At 66.6% G+C, this 18,862-nt stretch carries 10 protein-coding genes; all 10 read right to left on the bottom strand.

Going from position 1 to position 18,862, the window contains the following annotated elements:
- Window positions 1-253 precede the first annotated feature (253 nt).
- Window positions 254-1,159 (bottom strand): SAM-dependent methyltransferase, encoded by a 906-nt coding sequence (locus AC2VOU_RS08115; RefSeq protein ID WP_486956907.1) that lies wholly within the window; start codon window positions 1,157-1,159, stop codon window positions 254-256.
- Between the two features lie 106 nt (window positions 1,160-1,265).
- Window positions 1,266-2,741, bottom strand: coding sequence for a cytochrome P450 (locus AC2VOU_RS08110; protein WP_486956906.1), 1,476 nt, complete (start codon window positions 2,739-2,741; stop codon window positions 1,266-1,268).
- A 230-nt stretch (window positions 2,742-2,971) separates the two neighbouring features.
- The gene (locus tag AC2VOU_RS08105; RefSeq protein ID WP_486956905.1) at window positions 2,972-4,033 is read right to left on the bottom strand and encodes a hypothetical protein; all 1,062 of its coding nucleotides are present in this window, start codon (window positions 4,031-4,033) and stop codon (window positions 2,972-2,974) included.
- A gap of 84 nt (window positions 4,034-4,117) precedes the next feature.
- A complete protein-coding gene (locus tag AC2VOU_RS08100) occupies window positions 4,118-5,377 on the bottom strand; it encodes a phthiocerol/phthiodiolone dimycocerosyl transferase family protein (RefSeq protein WP_486956904.1) in 1,260 nt (419 codons plus the stop codon).
- Between the two features lie 36 nt (window positions 5,378-5,413).
- On the bottom strand, window positions 5,414-6,277 hold the full coding sequence (locus tag AC2VOU_RS08095) for an ABC transporter permease (protein ID WP_486956903.1): 864 nt from the start codon (window positions 6,275-6,277) through the stop codon (window positions 5,414-5,416).
- Window positions 6,274-7,092, bottom strand: a complete 819-nt coding sequence (locus AC2VOU_RS08090) for an ABC transporter permease (protein WP_486956909.1) — start codon at window positions 7,090-7,092, stop codon at window positions 6,274-6,276. The genes AC2VOU_RS08095 and AC2VOU_RS08090 overlap by 4 nt, the downstream gene beginning before the upstream one ends.
- 28 nt (window positions 7,093-7,120) lie before the next feature.
- Entirely contained in the window at window positions 7,121-8,110 is a 990-nt protein-coding gene (locus tag AC2VOU_RS08085) for an ATP-binding cassette domain-containing protein (RefSeq protein WP_486956902.1), read from the bottom strand.
- A gap of 10 nt (window positions 8,111-8,120) precedes the next feature.
- Window positions 8,121-12,500 carry a type I polyketide synthase gene (locus AC2VOU_RS08080; RefSeq protein WP_486956908.1) on the bottom strand — a complete coding sequence of 1,460 codons (4,380 nt, stop codon included), beginning with the start codon at window positions 12,498-12,500 and terminating at the stop codon, window positions 8,121-8,123.
- Window positions 12,501-12,544: 44 nt separating this feature from the next.
- Window positions 12,545-17,947, bottom strand: coding sequence for a type I polyketide synthase (locus AC2VOU_RS08075; protein ID WP_486956901.1), 5,403 nt, complete (start codon window positions 17,945-17,947; stop codon window positions 12,545-12,547).
- Window positions 17,948-18,862, bottom strand: a 915-nt coding sequence (locus tag AC2VOU_RS08070; RefSeq protein WP_486956900.1) for an acyl carrier protein, incomplete at its 5' end; no start/stop codon positions are given.

The following is an 18,862-nucleotide window of genomic DNA, read 5'->3' as shown; positions in this document are numbered from 1 at the left end:
CGTTCCCGGGGTCCGATTGCTCATCGCCACGACATTGTTCGACGCCAGCACGTTTCCCCAAGCATCTGCCGCATTTCGGTTGGCGGGCAAGGTGATTCGGGCAGCGCCGCCGGTGCGGCGAGCACTGCAATACCATCGCTACGCCTTCGGACGGGTCAACTGACTCCGCCGACGGCATGCTGCTCGGCGATGACGCGCAGCAGCGAATGTATCGTCTCGATCGATGTCTCCGGCCTCGGCGCGTGACATCTGTTCACGCCTTGCGCGCCACTGCCAGAATGTAGTCGACGTGCGTTTCGTGAATCCAAAAGTTGTCCGGCCTAACTGTCGCTCGCAGCAGCGGATTCACATACTTCATGTCGGGCTGTAACGCTCTCTTCCACAGGAATCTGGCCAACGGCCGGAATACGTCACGCGCGATAGATTGGGTCTCGGCTTCATCGAATCCGATGTCGAGCAGCAGGTCTCGATAGTCCTGGACGTTCGCCGATCTCCGGACAGCTTTGCGCGACGCCCCCCGCCAACCGAGCCGGGCCACCTCCCTGCGATAGCGCGTATTCAGGAATGTCTTTTTGGGGACGATATCGGCCGTCACCAACTGGCCGCCGGGCTTGAGCACCCGCAGCGCTTCGGAGAAGAAATCGACGCGCGACGGAAAGTGAAAAGCCGATTCCAAAGCAACAACTTTGGTGCACGATTCGTCTTCCAGCGGAAGAGCGGTGGCAGACGCGTTGACGTAGTCGATCCGGTCGGCCAACCCGGCTGCTTGCACCCGGCTCGTAGAGATCCCGATCTGTTCGGTGGCCACATTGATGCCCGTGATGTGTTGGACATCGAACTCGTCAACCCACAATATGTCTTGGTCACCGTAGCCGGGCCCACAGTCCACCACGATGTCGGACGCATTGAAGTCGGCGCTTCGCGCGGCAAGCCGGGCCAGGTCCCGACTCGCCTCGTCGAGGGTGGTGGGGTCGTTCTTCCAATACCCGAAGTTGATGAATAACGACTCTTCGCCGAACAGGTTCTGGGTGCCGATGATGTCGTATATCTGACCGGTCTTGCCCTCGGAGCGCGACGCCAGGATGCGCACCACCTGCCCGGCCTCGTTCGTCCAGCGGCGCAGCCGAGCGCTTCTGGTCTCCTCGTCCATTTCCGTCATGCGGCGCGGAACCTCGACCACAAACACTCCCCTTGTTCTACTCGTGAACTATTTAGTGACAATCGGTTTCAGCACTCGCCACCGTAACCACTGATGGTGGGCATCGTCACAGCGGGCGCAGCACGATCGGCATGCCGTCCGTCGGAATCGGAATTCCGCCGTAGTCCCAACGCGGCCGGTACCCGGGCCGAGCGAGTTCGAGCCGGTAGCGGCGTAACAGCCGATGAATGATGGTCTTGACCTCGAGTTGGGCGAATACCAGCCCAATGCACTTGTGGGCGCCGCCCCCGTACGGGTCGAAGGCGTAGTGGTGCTTCTTGTGCTCGGCCCGCGGCTCGGCGAACCGCGCGGGATCAAACGTGTCCGGCTCGGTCCACAGCTCCGGCAGTCGGTGGTTCATCGAAGGCCAGACCAGCATGAGGGTGCCGGCCGGTATGAAATAGCCCAGCACGTCGGTGTCGCGCACGGCCTCGCGCATGGTGAACGGCAGCGGGGTGACCATCCGCAGCGCCTCGTTCATCACCAGGTCCAGCGATTCCAGCTGCTCCAGCGACTCAATGTCCAACTGGCCGTTGCCAAGCCGCGCAGACTCGGCACGGCACCGGTCCTGCCACTCCGGATTGGCGGCGAGGTTGTAGACGATGTTCGTGGCCGCCGTCATCGACGTGTCGTGGGCGGCCATCAACAAGAAAATCATGTGGTTGACGATGTCCTTGTCGGTGAACCGATTGCCGTCCGCGTCATCGGCCTGACACAGCACCGTCAGCATGTCGGTACCCTGCGCGTCGCGGCGTTCCTTGACCCGCTCGGTGAAGTAGTCGTCGAGGATCCTGCGGCCGCGCAGGCCGCGCCACCACTTGAACGGCGGGACCGGATAGCGGATGAACGCGCCGCCGGCCCGTGTGGTGCTGGTGAAGGCGTTGTTGACCCTGGCGACCAGGTCCCGATCGGTGCCGAGCTCGTGACCCATGAACACCATCGACGCCACGTCGAGAGTGAGCTCTTTCATCGCGGGGTGAACCAAAAACCGGGCATCGTCGGTGGGCCAGTCGGCTACGACGGAGGTGGCCACCCGGTCGATGTGCTCGACATAACCGGCCAACCGGGTGCGGGTGAACGCCTCCTGCATGATGCGTTTGTGGTAGAGGTGCTCATCGAAGTCGAGCAGCATCAACCCGCGGTTGAAAAACGGGCCGCAAATCGGATACCAGCCTTTTTGGGAGAAGTCCTTGTTTTTGTTCGAGTAGACAACCTGGGTGGCGTCGGGCCCCAAAATGTTGACCGAACGCAGAATTCTCACGTCGGAGAAAAACACCGGGCCGTACTTGCGATAGAGATCCAGCGCGAAGTCGGGTCCCGCACGAAACATTTCCAGGCTGTGACCCAGAAGTGGCAGGCCCGAATCACCCAGGACAGGCTTGAGGCCGCTGCCGTCGGGCGGTGCGGCCAGCACCTTGGTTTTCCACCGGCGATCACGCACCCGCTGCTCGACGCTACCCAAGCCGGGGATGTTGTCGATGGTCGGCACACACCGACGACGAGCCTGGTCGAGCAGGTAATGCGGAGTGCTGATGGAGGCCATACGGTCCTGACTGCAGGAAAAGGAAGCAGTGTACGAGGTTCATGGTGCACGACGATGCCCGGTAAGTCACCCGCTCTGCAGGAAATACCTGCCTGGCCGACGAAGTTTGCGTCCAACGCTCCGTCGCGATCGCAATTCATTCACGACCTCGCCGTCGGCTACGGACTGCTCCTCGAAACCTTCCCCCGTGCGCACCCCTGCCGTGTTGCCGGTAAGGGCCCGCTACGGCATCAGAAAGCGGCCAGCAGGCTTGGGTCGAAAATCCCAAGGATCTCGACGCCGAAATCAGCACCAGCCACGTTGAAGGTATCGGCGGCCGCGCCCAGACTTGCCAGATCGAGTGAAAGTGCCGACGAATTCGTGAGATCACCGGCTTGGTCAGCCGAGGCGAACCCTTGAGCGGCATCGAGAAATCCAGTGTCGGCTTTGAGCAATCCCGAATCCAAATCGATGAAAGCCGGTTGGTCGGCTGCGGGCAGGTCGGCTTGAAGCGACTCCACACTGGACGTTAACGACTGTAGGTCGTCTCCAGTCAAAAACCCCTCGGCGCCAGATAGACTCTCGCTTTGGCTAACGTCGAGCGATGCGGTAGGGGCTGAATCCAACACGTGGGCTGTTTGGGTCAACTCCGTGCCCGCTTGGGTCAACAGGTCACCGGCGGTCACAGAACCGCTGGCCGGATCGGCGGCGGCAGCGAAGGCTGGATCGGAGGCGGCGCTGGCGGCGCCGGCGGCGGTGGTGTCGGCGCTTCCAAGCCCGAGAAGCTGATCGGCGACACGGGCGAGGTCGTCGGGGAATACCTGGTCGATGGCGGCGCTGGTCAGTTGTAACTCTGGTCCCAACTCCCCGAACTCGGTGGTAGGCGACGGGTCGGCGACGAAGGCTTTGTCGGCCGACAGCACAGCCTCGCTGGCCTGCGCGAGCTGCTGATCGGGGCCGCTGAACAACACGTTAGCCGTCTCCGCGATGACGGTGTCGTGCGATGTCAGCAGCGGATCCTGGATCCCCTCAAACTTGTCTATAACGCCCAAGTTGAAGTCTGGAAACTGTGTTTGAGTGCTCAGGGTTGATTGCCACTCGTCGGGCACGACCGCGGTGCTCAACACGTCTTTGGCATCGGTGAGATCGGTGGTCGCCGAATCCAGAAAGCCGAGGGCGTCCGTATCGTCGGCGCGCGCGGCGCCCGCACCGATCACCGCCGTCGCTACAGCCGCGCCGACGACCAGCAGACCCACGCTGACGTGCCGGCAGGGAGAATCGGCGCGGCGGTCGCCGATCGTCGAGACCTTCATGAAACCTCCAATGCTTCCTACTCGCCACCTACGCACCAAGCCACCCCGCGACACAGGACAGCCATCGTTACGCCTTCGGACGGGTCAACTGACTCCGCTGACGGCATGCTGCTCGGCGATGACGCGCAGCAGCGAATGTATCGTCTCGATCGATTTCTCCGGCTGCGGCGCATGAGTGTGATATTCGATTACCAATTGCCCGGCAAAGATATTGCTCAGGTACATGTCGATGCCCGCGCTGACAGCGAAGAACAGTTCGTCGTGGGTGGCAACGATTTCGACGTCCGGCGGTGTCCGTACCGGCGGCGCCATACCGCCGTCGGTCAGCATCACAAGGTCGGGCAGGCCGGGCAGATTTCCGACATATTGCGGGCTGGAATGCAACAGCGACTGCTGCACCACCCCGTCGGCCAGGTCCGCCCGAAAAGTTTCGGCGATATCGCGGGCAAGGCCCACCACATCGGTGTTGTCGTCGATTTCGGCGAGATAGGCGGCCACCCCCAAGGGGTTGGTGCACGCGGTCGCCGACAGCGGCGGCGAAAGGACATAGCGCAAATCGACCGGATAGACATAGGGCACCGGAATGTTCATCTTGCCCCGAAGACGCCATTCGGCCATTAAGAGAACGGCCGACAACAAGCCGTTGAGGCCAACTCGATTCGCGCGTCCGAACGCAATCAGATCCTGTGTTTCGCGCTCGCTGAGCTGGCAGCGCACCATCGGAACCCGCAACGGCGAGGCCGGTGTGACCCCACCGGCGGCCCGGCGCGACGGTGGCAGGTCGTAGGCGAACATCGCCGGCATGAACCGCTCCAGACCTGAGCGCTGCTGCTTGGCGATACCTCGCTGCGCCAGCACCGCTTCCAATGATTCCGGTGCGGCGTGCACGGTGAGCGGTCCGATTGTGCCGTTGCAGACCAGGTCGGTGTAGTAGGAGAACATCTCCTCGACGAGCTTGAACTCGTGGTGACCGTCGGCGAGGGCGTGATGGACGTACAGCGTCGGCTGCGCGCCTTCGCCGCCGACGACCAACCGCAGATGGATCAGCGACTCGCTCTGGTTCAAGTGCACAGCCGGGCAGTCGCGCGCCGGATCGTCGGTCTCGATGACCTCGATCCCGGGGTGCACCAGATCGTCGACGGCGATCTGGTGCCGCCCGTCGTCGCCGCGTTCGAGGTGGCCGCCCAAAACCGGGTGCGACTCCAGCAGCGCATCGAAGGCAGCCGAGAACGCGTCGGCGTCGACCGGGCCCTTCAGATGCGCACCGACCCCCACGAAACATTGTGTCTCGGCGAAGATTTCCTCGCTACGCGACAGCTTGCGGATCACCGACGATGAAAACATTTACCAACTCCATGACAATTCGCGGACACGGGGGCGTCATCCCCGCATGCTGGCCTTTCGATACCCGATCGCCATCGGGACCGCGACGACAGCGGCGACGCCCACCGACCAGAGCAGCACTGCGGTGACCGGCGCCAGCACCGGACCGCCCAGCGACAGCCCGCGCATCGCCTCGATCGAATAACTCATCGGCTGATGCGCCACGATGGGCTGGATCCAACGTGGGTACTGGTCAAGCGGCACGAAGCCGGTGGAAAAGAACATCAACAATCCCCAGACGACCTCGCTGGCTTCCACCACGATGGTGTTCGCCGCATACAGCGCCAAGGTGACGACGACCATGGTGAACGCCACCCCGAAAATAACGGGGACAAACAGCCAGGCCGCTGTCGCCAGGATCCCCTGCCGGAACCGCAGGCCCAGCGCAACACCAGCGCACATGACGACCGCAGTGGTCGCTATGATGCGGACCGCATCGGCCATCAGGCGGGCCAGCAGACTCGAGGCACGGTGTACGGGAAGCACCCATAACCGGGGAAGCAAGCCGTTACTGCGTTCCCGCATCAGACCGATCCCGCCGACCATCGATCCGGACATCGCCCCGACCATCGCGATCAACGGGACACTGCCGTACAGCGCGTCGTGACCGGTAAGCCGCGAGATCGCGTCTCCCAACACGATATTCAAGGTGACCAACAACACCACCGGCATGGCCAGCGATTCCAGGACGGTCGCGCGATCGCGGCGCCACCGAACCAGTAAGCGCCCGGCCTGCACCCAGGTGTGCGACAACAGCCGCCGCGGTGAATTCTCCCGGGGATTACGTCCCACGTCCGGGCGTGGGTCGCCGAATCCGCTGGGCACCGGTGTTGTGGTGTGCTGCGAGACCGTCGACATCATCGCCGCTCCAGAGCCACGCGGGCGTGCAGCGGAACCACGATCAGCACCAGGACCGCCGCCCACGCCAGTGCCGGGCCGATCACCGCCCAGCGCACTGCACCGACTGCCGGCGTGCTATCGCCGGCCAGCACCCGCAGCGCGTAGATGAACTGGGATATCGGTTGATCGCGAACGAAGGGTTGGACCCAGGCCGGAAAACGTTCGGCGGGTTGCAGGCCGACGGACAACAGGCCGAAGATCAGTTGGGGCAACAGCATCAGCGGGATGGTGGCCTCAGGATTGCGGTTCGCCGCCCCGATCAGGTCACCCAGCAGTGACAGGGCGACGCCGATCAACAGCACCAACAGGCAGAAACCCACGGTGTGTGCGGCGCCGCCGTAGAAGCGGAAACCGATGACGTGGCCGCATATCAACGCGAACCCGAACGCCGTGCAGCAGCGGTAGATGCTGGCCGACATGCGGGCGGCCAGCGGGGTCAGCGGGGCGATCGGCATGGCCCGGAATCGGCGGTTGATGCCCAGCACCGAGTCGGTTGCCGACCGAAAAGCCGCCGACACGGCGGCGAACGAAATGGATTCCAGCGCGATCAGCGGCATCAGGTATTGCGCATAGCTGCTCATGCCCTGACTGAAGGCGCCCATCAGGTGCTTGAGTGGAATATAGAAACCCACCGTGAACATCACCGACTGCGCGACCTGGGTGAGCACCTCCCCGTTGCGCAGCGTCGGCGTGATCATGCGAAGCGTCAACACCCACCACTGTTGCAGCGTGGACGTCGGCGGCCGGAGCACTGCTGCAGACCGCTGCTGCTCGATGGGGATCACCACGACGCACCGGGTGTCATCAGGACCCACCACTGACGTCAGCGGTGGACAGGTCGCGGATGCCCTTGTTCGTCAGCGCGAGGAACACCTCGTCGAGCGAAGGCCGCCGCAGGGCGATGTCGAGCAGTTCGATGTTCGCCGCATCCAACTGCGACAGCGCCCGGGCGAGGGTTTTCGGGCCGTCTGGGGCGGGCAGGGCGATGCGGTCGGATGCCGTCGTCAACGCCGCGCGATTGCGCTCCGGCAACAGCGAACCGAGCGCCGCCGCCATGGCGGGCAGATCCGCGGCGTGTCGCGGCACGATTTCACAGTACGTCGCGCCGGTCCGCTCTTTGAGTTCGTCGGCCGTGCCCTCGGCGATGATCGTCCCGTGATCGATCACGATGATGCGATCACTGAGCGCGTCAGCCTCCTCGAGGTACTGCGTCGTCAACAACACCGCGATGCCGGCCTCTTTGAAGTCCGACACCAGTTCCCAAATGCTCTGCCGGCTACGCGGATCCAGCCCGGTCGTGGGCTCGTCCAGGAATACCACCTCCGGGCGCACCACCAATCCGCAGGCGATGTCGATGCGTCGGCGCATGCCGCCGGAATAGGTACTGACGCTGCGGTCCGCGGCGTCGACCAGATCGAACTGATCGAGAAGTTCGGTGGCCCGTGCTCGCGCGCGGGACTTCTTCAGCCCTTGCAGACGACCGAACATCACCAGATTTTCCCGGCCGGTCAGCATGTCGTCGAGGGCGACGTGCTGACCGGTGAGCATCAGCGACCGCCGCACCCCCGCCGGGTCGGAGGCCACGTCGTGGCCCGCGACCTCTGCGTAGCCGGAATCCGGACGCGACAGTGTCGAAAGGATATCGACCATCGTGGTCTTGCCGGCGCCGTTGGGCCCGAGCAACCCGAGCACCTCGCCGCGGCCGACCTTGAAGCTGATGTCGGCCAACGCCACAACGGAACCGAACGTTTTTCTGACCCCGTTGACAATGACCGCATCGTTGGTGCTTGTCATCTAGCTTCTCCTATGCGGTGTCGTTGGATGACAAGTCCACCAGGGTCATTTCGTCGCTGCCCGCGTCGGTTTCGTCCTCGAGGATCGCTTCCCGAGTCAGATCCATCACCGCGTGGCTGAATGCGTCGGCGAACCCTTGGACCGTCGCGGACTCGATCTTGCGCCTGTCATACCACCAATCCAGGTGTATCAAACCGCCGCTGCGGTACACCCGAAGCTCGCATGGGTGACCAAGTCCGGGAATGGCCTCGCGCACCGGCATGGCCGTGTCGGTGTCGAGTTGCACCGCAGCGTCGTCCGACGACACCGCCGGCAGGTCGGGAACGGCGCCGACATAGGAGAAGAAGATGTCGGCGGGCGCGGCGGCGCCGAGCAGCCGCGCGGTGGGCGCGTAGAGGTAGCGCAGCAACCCGTACCCGATTCCGTAGTGCGGAACCGCACTCAGCGTGTCGTGCACCTGCGCCAACAGAGCTCGGGCGCCGACGTCGCCGCCCGTCGCGCAGTTCAATGCGACGGGATACAGGGTGTTGAACCAGCCGACGGTGCGTCGCAAGTCAACCTCGGGTTTGAGCACCGAACGGCCGGGCCCGGTGAGGTCGACGCAGATGGCCGCGTCGCCGGTCGTCACCGCGACCGCGCGGCTCAGTGCGGCCAGCAGCAGCTCCTCGATCGGCAACCGGAGCCGGCGCCGAGCGTCGTCGATCTCGGTAGTGTCCGAGGCCGGCAGCGTCGACGACAATTTCGCGAGATCGTCCACACTTGGCGGTGTGACGACGTCGGTGACATCGGCGTCGGCACGCGCGCTGATCGCCTGCGCGGTCTGCAGCCAGAAGTCCCGGCTTTCGATGACCGCGGGATGGCTGGCCAGTACGGCGCAGCGCTGGGACCACTCGGCCCACGGCGTGGTAACCGGTTGCAGCGCAATCTGTTCGCCGGCCAACTGTTGCCCGAACGCGGTGAAGATGTCGGTGAACAGGATATCGCGTGAGGCGTTGTCGGCGACCATGCCGTGCAGGCTGATCGCCAGGTAGCACGGGCCGCCCGGCTGGCCGTGGATATAGCTGGCCGTCAGCGGCGGGCTGGTCAGATCCTGTTCGCTGATCTGCTCTTTGAGCATGCCGAGCACCGCGTCACGCTCCTGCGGACTGGCCGCGGGTATCCCCACCGGCAGCGACCGGGTGGCCAGCTCGGCGAACTCCTGCGGGTCGGCCACGCTCTGCTCCCAGGTGCCGGCGCGCTCGTGCAGGCGCAGGCGCAGCGCATCGTGATGGTTGGTGACGGCGGTGAGCACCGCACGGACGTCCTCGATGCTCACCTCGGGGCGCAGTTGCAGGATCAGCGGCACCCGCCACTGACCGCGCTGGGCAACACCGCGCTCGACGAAGTAGGCGATGTTGGGCGGCACCGGGGGGTGCACGACGTCACCTGGAGACTGGCGGACCAGCCCGCCGACCGCGTACCGGGCGGTCAGAGCCTTGGCCAGCGAGGCCACGGTCTGGTTTTCGTACAGATCCTGCGGTGTGAGGTCCAGTCCTTCGTTGGCGGCGGTCATCGCGACGCTGATCGCGACCAGCGAGTCGCCACCCAGTTCGAAGAAGTTGGCGGTCCGAGTGACCGAGGCGACACCGAGACACTGCGCCCAAATACGTTGCAACGTCGCTTCCATCGGCGAGGTGCCGTTGGTGCCCGCACCGGTAGCCGCAGCGGTCGCCGCCGAACTCGCCTGCCCGTCGGCTGCCACGGTGTCAGCCACCCAGCCGCCGCGCCGGTGCTCGACCCAATGCCGTTGCCGCTGGAAGGGATAGCCCGGAAGGGAGACCAACTGCCCGCGCTGGGTAGACCGCAGCGGGGTCCAGTCGACGTCCACTCCTGCCGACCACAGTTGACCGAGAGCCAGCAGGAAACTATCCCGGTCGTCGCGGTTCTGCGCGTGGTGGCGCATCAACCGAACCGCCCGGTGACCGCTCGACCACTTGGGGTGCCGCGTCGCCGACGCGGTCAACGTGCCGCCGGGGCCGACCTCGACCAGGACGCGATGCGGATCGGCCAGCAACACGTCGACTTCGTCGGCGAAGCGCACCGTGGAGCGCACCTGGCGCGCCCAGGTGGCCGGGTTGGTCGCGTCGCCGGGGGCCAGCCAGGTTCCGGTGACGTTGGACAGCAACGGGATACTGGGCTCGCGCAGCGTCTGGCGGGCCAGGAACCCGGTGAACTCCGGGATCATCGAGTCCATCAATCGCGAGTGGAATGCATGCGAGGTGCGGACCCGCCGGGCGACGATGCCGTGCTCTTTCAAGCGGTCGCTGAACGCGCGAATGTCTTCCTCGGAGCCGGCGACCACGCAACCGCCCGGTTCGTTGACGGCGGCGATGTCGACATCGGCCGTGAGGTGTTCGGCGAGCGCATCCGGGCCCAACGCCACCGCGACCATCACCCCGCGCGGCGCGGTATGCATCAGGCGTGCCCGCATCGACACCACCTTGATGGCCGTCTCGATGTCGAAGACGCCGGCGACGGTGCCGGCGACATATTCACCGATGCTGTGTCCGGCCATCGCGGCCGGGCGGACGCCGTAGCTCTCGATCAGCTTCGCCAGCGCGTATTCCACGGTGAACAACGCCGGTTGGGTCCGGTCGGTGCGCTCCAGATTGCGCGCGGTGCCCTCGAAGATCTCGGCGCGCAGGTCGACGCCCAACTCGTCGCCGAACCCCGCGGCGCACTCGTCGAAGTGCCGGGCGAACACCGGCTCGGAGTCGTGCAGGCCGCGCGCCATGCCGATGTGCTGAGCGCCCTGACCCGGAAACAGGAAGACGACCCGTTCGGCGTCGTCGGCGACATTGGGCACCGACTCGCCGATGAACACGTTTTCGTGCTCGTCGGCGGCCAGCACGCTCGCCGCGTCCTGACGGTCGTGGACGACCGCCGCCATCCGCAGCGTGTCTTTCCTGCGCCGCCCGAGGGTGTAGGCGACGTCGGGCAGGCCGACGTCCTGGGTACCCGACAGCTCGGCGGCAAGGTCGGCACGTGACTGCGCCAGCGCCTCGGCGCTGCGGGCCGACAATAGCAGCACCTGCGGGCCCGGATGCGGCGTGGCGGCCGGCGCCGGCGGCGCTTCTTCGAGCACCACGTGCGCATTGGTCCCACCGACACCGAACGAGCTCACCCCGGCCCGTCGAGGGCCGTCGGACTCCCACGGGCCGTACTCGCTGCGCACCACGAAGGGCCCGGAATCCAGATGCAGTTCCGGATTGGGGCTGGTGTAGTGCAGCGTCGCCGGCAGGGCTTTGTGCTGCAGGCACAGGATCGCCTTGATCAGGCTGGCGATCCCCGCCGCCGTCTCCAGGTGACCGATGTTGGACTTGACCGAGCCGATGAAACAGGGGCCCTGCCGGGTCTCTTCGGACACCGCGAATGCTTTGCGCAGGCCCTCGATTTCGATGGGGTCACCCAGCGGCGTACCGGTGCCGTGCGTTTCGATGTAGCTCACCGTCGAGGCGTCGACTTCGGCGATCGCCTGCGCCTCGGCGATGACGTCGGCCTGTCCGGCGGCGTTGGGGGCGGCGAAGGTCATCTTCGTCGACCCGTCGTTGTTCAGCGCCGATCCCCGGATCACGGCGTGGATACGGTCGCCGTCATCGATGGCGTCCTGCAACGCCTTGAGCACCACCACGCCGACGCCACTGCCGAAGATCGTGCCGTCCGAACGTGCGTCGAAGGGCCGGCAGTGGCCGGTGGGCGACACCATCGAGCCCGGGTCGTACCAGTACCCGACGTGGTGCGGGATGCGCAGCGACGCGCCGCCGGCCAACGCCATGTCGCATTCACCGTTCAGAATGCTCTGGCAGGCCAGGTGCACCGCGACCAACGCCGACGAGCAGGCGGTCTGGACCGACAGCGCGGGGCCGCGCAGGTTGAACTGGTGGGCGACCTTGGTGGCCAGGTAATCCTTGTCGTTCTGCAACGACAGATTGACCATCTCGAACGTCACACCCTGGCCGATGACCACGTTCGGGTCGTGGTTGGACATGATGTTGTGCAACAGGTAGCCGCTGGTCGTGCTGGTCGCGTACACCCCGACCGTGCTCTGAAGGTGCGCCGGGTCGTAGCCGGCGTCTTCGAGTGCGTGCCAGGCCGACTGCAGGAACAGCCGATGCTGCGGATCGGTCATCCGGGCGGCTTGCGGGGTGTAGCCGAAGAAGTCGGCGTCGAAGTCGGCGATCCCGTCCAGCAGCGCCGCGCGCCGCACGTAGGCGGGATTGCCCAGCGCCTTGTCGCTGATGCCGGCCGCCTGCAGGTCTGCCTCGGACAGGTCGACGATCGATTCCACACCGTCGCGCAGATTGTTCCAGAACGCCGACACGGAGTTGGCGCCCGGAAGCCGGGCCGCCATCCCGACCACCGCAATGGAGTGGGCCGGCAGTTCGCTGCTGGTGCTCACGCTCGGTCTCCTACCTTTCGCCGCGCCGCGGCTCGTTGCCGCGCGGCGGCGCGTTGCTTGGCTCGATCACCCACGCCGCCGGCGCTGTCGGGCTTCTCCTGCCCGTCGATGCCCAGTTGACGCATGAGGTCGGTCGTCAGATCCGACAATGAGGCGCCCTGCAGTAACAGAGCCACCGGCGGTTCGACACCGAAGTCACCGCGAACGGTGTTGCGGATTCGCACGGCCATCAACGAATCCATCCCCAATTCGATCAACGGCTTATCGGTGTCGATGGTGCTGTGTTTCGGATAGCCCATCACGGCCAAAATACGTCCACCCAGCCGTGCGCACACCAGCCGGCCGGCTTCGGTCGGGTCCAGCGCGCGCAGCGCCTCCGGGCCGGCCCAGTCGTCGTCGTCGCTGTCGATGTCCAATTCCTCGGCCAGCGCGGCGAAGTAGCCGAGCTGCTGAATTTCCGGGAAAGCGGCCGCCGCGCGATCCAACCGCAGCCGCGCGACACCCACCCGTGCGACGTCGCCGGCCAGGATGGATTCCAGCGCCTCGATGCCTTCGGCCGGGGCGATCGGGTCCAGTGCGCTGAACGTCAACGAGCGCGCGACACCGATGTCGGCCCACTGGCCCCAGTTGATCGTGGTGGCCGGCAGACCCGCTGCCCGACGCCAGTCGACCAAGCCGTCGAGCCAGGCACTGGCAGCGGCGTAGGCGCCTTGCCCCGGCGATCCCATCAACGACGACGTCGAGGAGAAACCGACCCACCAGTCGAGTTCGCGGTCGGCGGTGGCGGTGGCCGCGTGCAGCCGCAGGGCACCTTCTGCCTTCGGGGCCCAGACCCGTTCCAGGCTCTCCCGGTCGAGCGCGGCAACGATCTGATCGTCGAGCACCACGGCGCTGTGCACGACTCCGCGTAGCGCCAGCCCGGTCTCCTCCGCGACGCTCACCAGCCGCTCGGCGACGCCGGGTGCGCAGATGTCGCCGGACGCCACCACGATCTGGGCGCGCTGCTGCAGCTCCTCGAGCACCGCGCGGGCCTCCTCGGACGGCTCGGAGCGGCCGTTGAGGATGACCCGTGCGGCGCCGTTGTCGACGAGCCAACGGGTCACCGCCAGACCGATGCCGCCGAGGCCGCCGGTGAGAATGTAGGCGCCGTCGCGTCGCACCACCGGGTCGAGCTTGGCTGCGCCGATCTCCGCCCGGCACAGCCGTTCGACATAGCGCTGCTCGCCGCGCCAGGCAACCAGGTCATCGCTGCCGGCCAGGCCCAACTCGACGATCAGCGGGGTCACGCTGTCGCCGGGCAAGTCCACCAACGAGGTGTGCAGATCGGGGTGCTCGTAAGCCAGCACCCGGATCAGTCCCCGCAGCGCACCGATCGACGGGTCGCCGGGCTCACCGGGAATGACCGCCAGGCCGTTACGCGACACCAGCCACAGCCGCGGCGCTTTTCCGTGCCAACCGCTCATGAGCGCACGCACCGTCGCCGCGACGCCCCAGGTCAGCTCCCGGCCTTTGCGTGCGTCGTCGAGGTCGGTGCCGTCGAACGAGTGCTGCCCGGCGACGATGATCACGCCCACCGGCGGCAGCTGCGGGTCGGCCGCGGTCGTCGCGAACGCCTCGCGCACCGCGGATTCCTGCGCGAGATCGGCGCGCAGCACCCGTCGGGTCGGGGAGCTGAATTGGCGCAGGAATTCCTCGGCGATCGGCTCGGCCTCGGCGCCGTCGGTCAGCACCAACCAGCTGCCGTCGGGCGCCGACGACGCCGCTGCAGCCGGGGTCGGGACCCAGGTGGTGCCGAAGATCTTCTGCGTCAACGGCATCGGTACGGTACGACGCTGCACGCGCTGCAGATAGATCCCGGCGATCTCGGCGGTCGGGGTGCCGGCGTCGTCCATCAGCACGACGCGGCCCACGATGCCGGCACCGTCGGTTCCCGGATCGACCAACTCGGCGCGGCACCGGGCCCGCCGCCCGACGTCGCCGAAAACCCGGATCGTCTCGAACGACACCGGCAAGAAGGTGGCCTCGCCGGAATCGGCCAGCGACTCGGTGGACAACGCGGCAGCCAGTCCCTGTAGCGCCGCATCGAGCAGCACCGGATGCAGGCGGTAACTCCGATGCGCGGTGGCCTCGTCGGGCAGGACGATGTCGGTTTCCGACGAACCGCCCGGCGTGCGCACGATCCGGGTGAGTGCGGCGAACGCCTGACCATGATGCAATCCGGTGTTGCGCAACGCGGAGTAGAAGTCCGCCGGTGACACGGGGGTGCCGGTCTCGGCCCGGGCGGGCTGCCCGGTCGGCGTCGTGGCCGCTACCAGCTCGACCCGCGCCACCGCATGCCGAGACCAGTTGCCGGTGGCCGAGCGCGAATGAATCTCGACGCGAATGTCATCGGCGGCAGCGTTGGCGCTCTGGGTCAAATGGGTCGTCAGCTGGGTGTTTTCAGCCAGCGGGAGCATCTGTTCGACTTCGAGCCGACGCACGGCAATGGATTGCGCGGGCACGCCGAACGCCTCGCAGGCCGCCGCGAGCGCTATCTCGGCGAAACCGGTTGCCGGCATGACCGGCTGGCCGTGCACCTTGTGGTCGGCCAGCCAGGGGTTGAGTTCGGTGCCCACGTCGGCCTGCCAGACGTGGTCGCGGCCCGACGGCAGTTCGACGTGCGTCCCCAGCAATGGATGGGCGGTGGCGGCGTGCCGATTGGCCGATGAGGCGGCGGCCCAGTACCGGGTGTGCAGCCACGGCGTCGGCGGGAGATCCACCCGGCGTTGTGCGCCGTCGCCGTGCTCGGCCGCGAGGGGCGGCCGGGCCGTGGCCAGCTGAGTGTGGAACGTCAGCGTTTCCGGGTTGTCCCGGGTCAACGTCGCCGCCACCACGGCGTCATGGCGGGACTGGGCCGACTCCAGGCTGCCGGCGATGGCGTGGCTGAGCAGCGGGTGCGGGCTGACCTCGACGAAGGTGGCGTGCTGCTCGGCGGCCTTCGCGACGGCCTGACTGAACCGCACCGGGTTGCGCAGATTGGCCACCCAGTAGTCGGCGTCGAACGCGGCATCGCCGTGCCCACCGACGGTGCTGATCAACGGGATTGTCGGCGTCTTGGGCGCCAGATCCGTCAGCGCATCGCGCAGCTCGGCCAGGATGGGGTCGACCGTGGGGTGATGCGACGCCACGTCCACGTCGATGCGCCGCGCCAACCGGCCTTGCCCGTCGACGATTGCGACCACTGCGTCGACCTGGTCGGGCGGCCCGGCGATCACCGTCTGGACCGGGGCGGCATACACCGCCACGGTGAGGTCGGGGTACTGGGCGATCAGTTTCTCCACGGCGGCAGCCTCGAGCTCCAGCAACGCCATCGCGCCCTGTCCGGATATCCTCGCCATCAGCCGCGACCGGGTCGCGATGACCTTCAGCCCGTCGGCCGGGCTCAGCGCCCCGGCCACCACCGCCGCGGTCACCTCCCCCATCGAATGCCCGATCACGGCGTCCGGATGCACCCCGTAGGAGCGCCACAACGCCGTCAATGCCAATTGCATACCGACCAGCACCGGCTGGATACGCTCGATTCCCACCACAGGTTCACCGGCGAGCAGCACGTCGCGCAGCGAAAACCCCACCTGGGCGACAAAATCCGGCTCGAGTTCGGCCACCGCCGCCGCGAACGCCGGCTCGTCGACCAGCAGCTGCCGGCCCATACCCGCCCACTGCGAACCCTGACCCGAGTAGCAAAACACCGTGCCCTCACCGCGGGGCGTGTCACGCGGGGCGACAACGCCGGGTGCCGGCTGCCCGGCGGCCAGCGCACGCAACCCGGCCACCGCCTCGACGCGATCGCGGGCGGACACCGTGGCGAATCGGTGCTGGCGGCTGCGGTGGTGATTCAGGGTGTGGGCGATGTCGCGCATCGGCACAGCCGCGCCGTCGTTGTCGATCCAGTCGGCCAACACCGCCGCCCACGCCGCTATCCGCTGGTCGGTCTTGCCGGCGATCACCAACGTCGTCACCGGCGCATCGGCGTCGGACGCCGGCTCCGGATCCGGCCCCTGCTCGATCACCACGTGCGCGTTCGTCCCGCCCAGGCCGAACCCGGACACCGCAGCCCGGCGCGGGCCGTCGCCGGCCGGCCAGCCGCTGAGCTCGGTCGGAACGAACAACCGTGTCGGTTTCGGGTCGATCGCTGGATTCCATTGGGCGAAGTCGACATTCGGCGGAATCTGGCTCCGCTGCACCGACAGCGCGGCCTTGATGAAACCGGCGACACCGGCGGCTGCCTCGAGATGGCCGAAGTTGGATTTCACCGCACCCAGCGCGCACGGACCGTCCCCGCGACCGTAGACATCGGCCAGCGCCTCGAATTCGATCGGATCGCCCAGCGCGGTTCCGGTGCCGTGCGACTCGATGAAGTTCACCGAACCCGCGGTCACGTCAGCGCTGCGCAGCGCCCGGGTGATGACGTCTTGTTGGGCAATGGTGTTGGGGGCGGTCAGACCATTGGAGCGGCCATCCTGGTTGATCGCCGAACCTCGCACCACCGCCAGCACCCGGTCGCCGTCGCGGACCGCATCGGTGAGCCGTTTGAGCACCACGACACCGCCGCCCTCGCCGCGGACGAATCCGTCGGCGCGCGAGTCGAACGAGTAGCAGCGGCCGTTCGGAGACAGCATGCCCCACTTGGCCATCGCGATCTGGGTTTCCGGGCGCAGGATCACGCTGACCCCGCCGGCCAGCGCCAGGTCACTTTCCCGCAGCCGCAGGCTCTGGCAGGCCAGGTGGATCGTCACCAGCGACGACGAACACGCGGAGTCGATCGCCACCGCCGGACCGCGCAGCCCCAACAGATACGCGATCCGCCCGACCGTGACCGCGTGCGAGTTGCCGGTCGCGGAGTAGGCATCGATGGTGTCGGGGTTGGCCGCCGAAATCGTCTGGTACTCGCCGTAATACACACCCATCATGACGGCGCCGCGAATCCCGGGCAGCGTGTCCGGTGCGATCCCGGCGTGCTCGAGAGCCTCGAAGGCCACTTCCAGCATCAGTCGCTGCTGGGGGTCCATGGCGTCGGCCTCGCGCGGGGAGAGGCCGAAGTAGTCGGCGTCGAAGCCGGCTATGTCGGGCAGGAAACCGCCCCACTTGCTCGACATCCGGCCTGGGGCGAACTGATCCGGGTCGTAATACTCCTCGGCGTCCCAGCGATCCGGCGGGATTTCGCTGATACCGTCGCCGGCTCGCGCCAAGAAGTTCCAGTAGCCGTCGGGCCCGGACACGCCGCCGGGGAAACGGCAGCCGATCCCCACCAGCGCGATCGGTTCGGCCGACGCTATCCGGGATGCCTTGTCGAACTGCTCGGTCAGCGCAGTTCGTTTGTCGGCGGTCATCGCCGAGACCCTGTCGAAGATCGTCGTCATTTAAGAAGTACCACTCCCACTGCCCGCCGAAGCGGACTCCACCTGCTCGAACAACTCGTCCAACACTCCGCCAGCCGCGTCGCGTGCGCCGTTGGCGGCGGTGTCGTCCGCCTGCTTGGGCGCCAGCCGTTTGGCCAGATACCCCGCCAGCGACGAGATGGTCGGATTGTTGAACAACATGTTCGCCGACACATCCATATCCACTAGCCGTTGCGTCTCCCGCAGCACGTTCATCGCCATCATCGAGTCGAGTCCCAACTCCGGGAATGGCTGATCCACGCTGATCGCCGACGCTGACATCCGCAATTCGCGGGCCAAGATCGTTCTTAGCCTGGTCGCCAGCTCGCCGAGCCGCTCCTGCGCCGACAAGCGCGACCAGTCCGGAGCCGACAGTACCGAACGATCCTGACCGTCTCCTGACGACCGGTGCTCCGCGCTCCCCACCTGCACCGCGCCGCCGAATTCTGTGGCGATCCTCTCGAAATAGGCGAGGTCGCGAAATTCCGGGGTGGCCGCCAGCACCCGGTCGAGACGCAACCGTCCGACACCGACCCGGTTGAGCGGGCCGCCGACCAGGGTCTGCAACGCCTCGATGCCTTCGTCCGGGGTGATCGGGTCGAGGACGCTGTAGGTCAGCTTGCTGCTCATGCCGACCGCCGACCACTGTCCCCAGTTGATCGCGGTGGCGGGTAGCCCGGATGCGCGCCGCCACGTCATCAGCGCGTCGAGCCACGCGTTAGCGGTGGTGTAGGCCAGTTGGCCGGGCAGGCCGAGCATGGTGGCCATCGACGAGAAGCCGACCCACCAGTCCATCTGCGTGCCGGCCGTCGCCGCGTTGAGCCGCAACGCGCCGGCGACCTTGGGCGTCCAGACCTTTGCCAAACCTTCCCGGTCCAGGGCGCTGACCAGGCCGTC

Source organism: Mycobacterium sp. TH-M25 (assembly GCF_057473665.1).
This window is presented reverse-complemented; position numbering and strand designations above follow the sequence as displayed.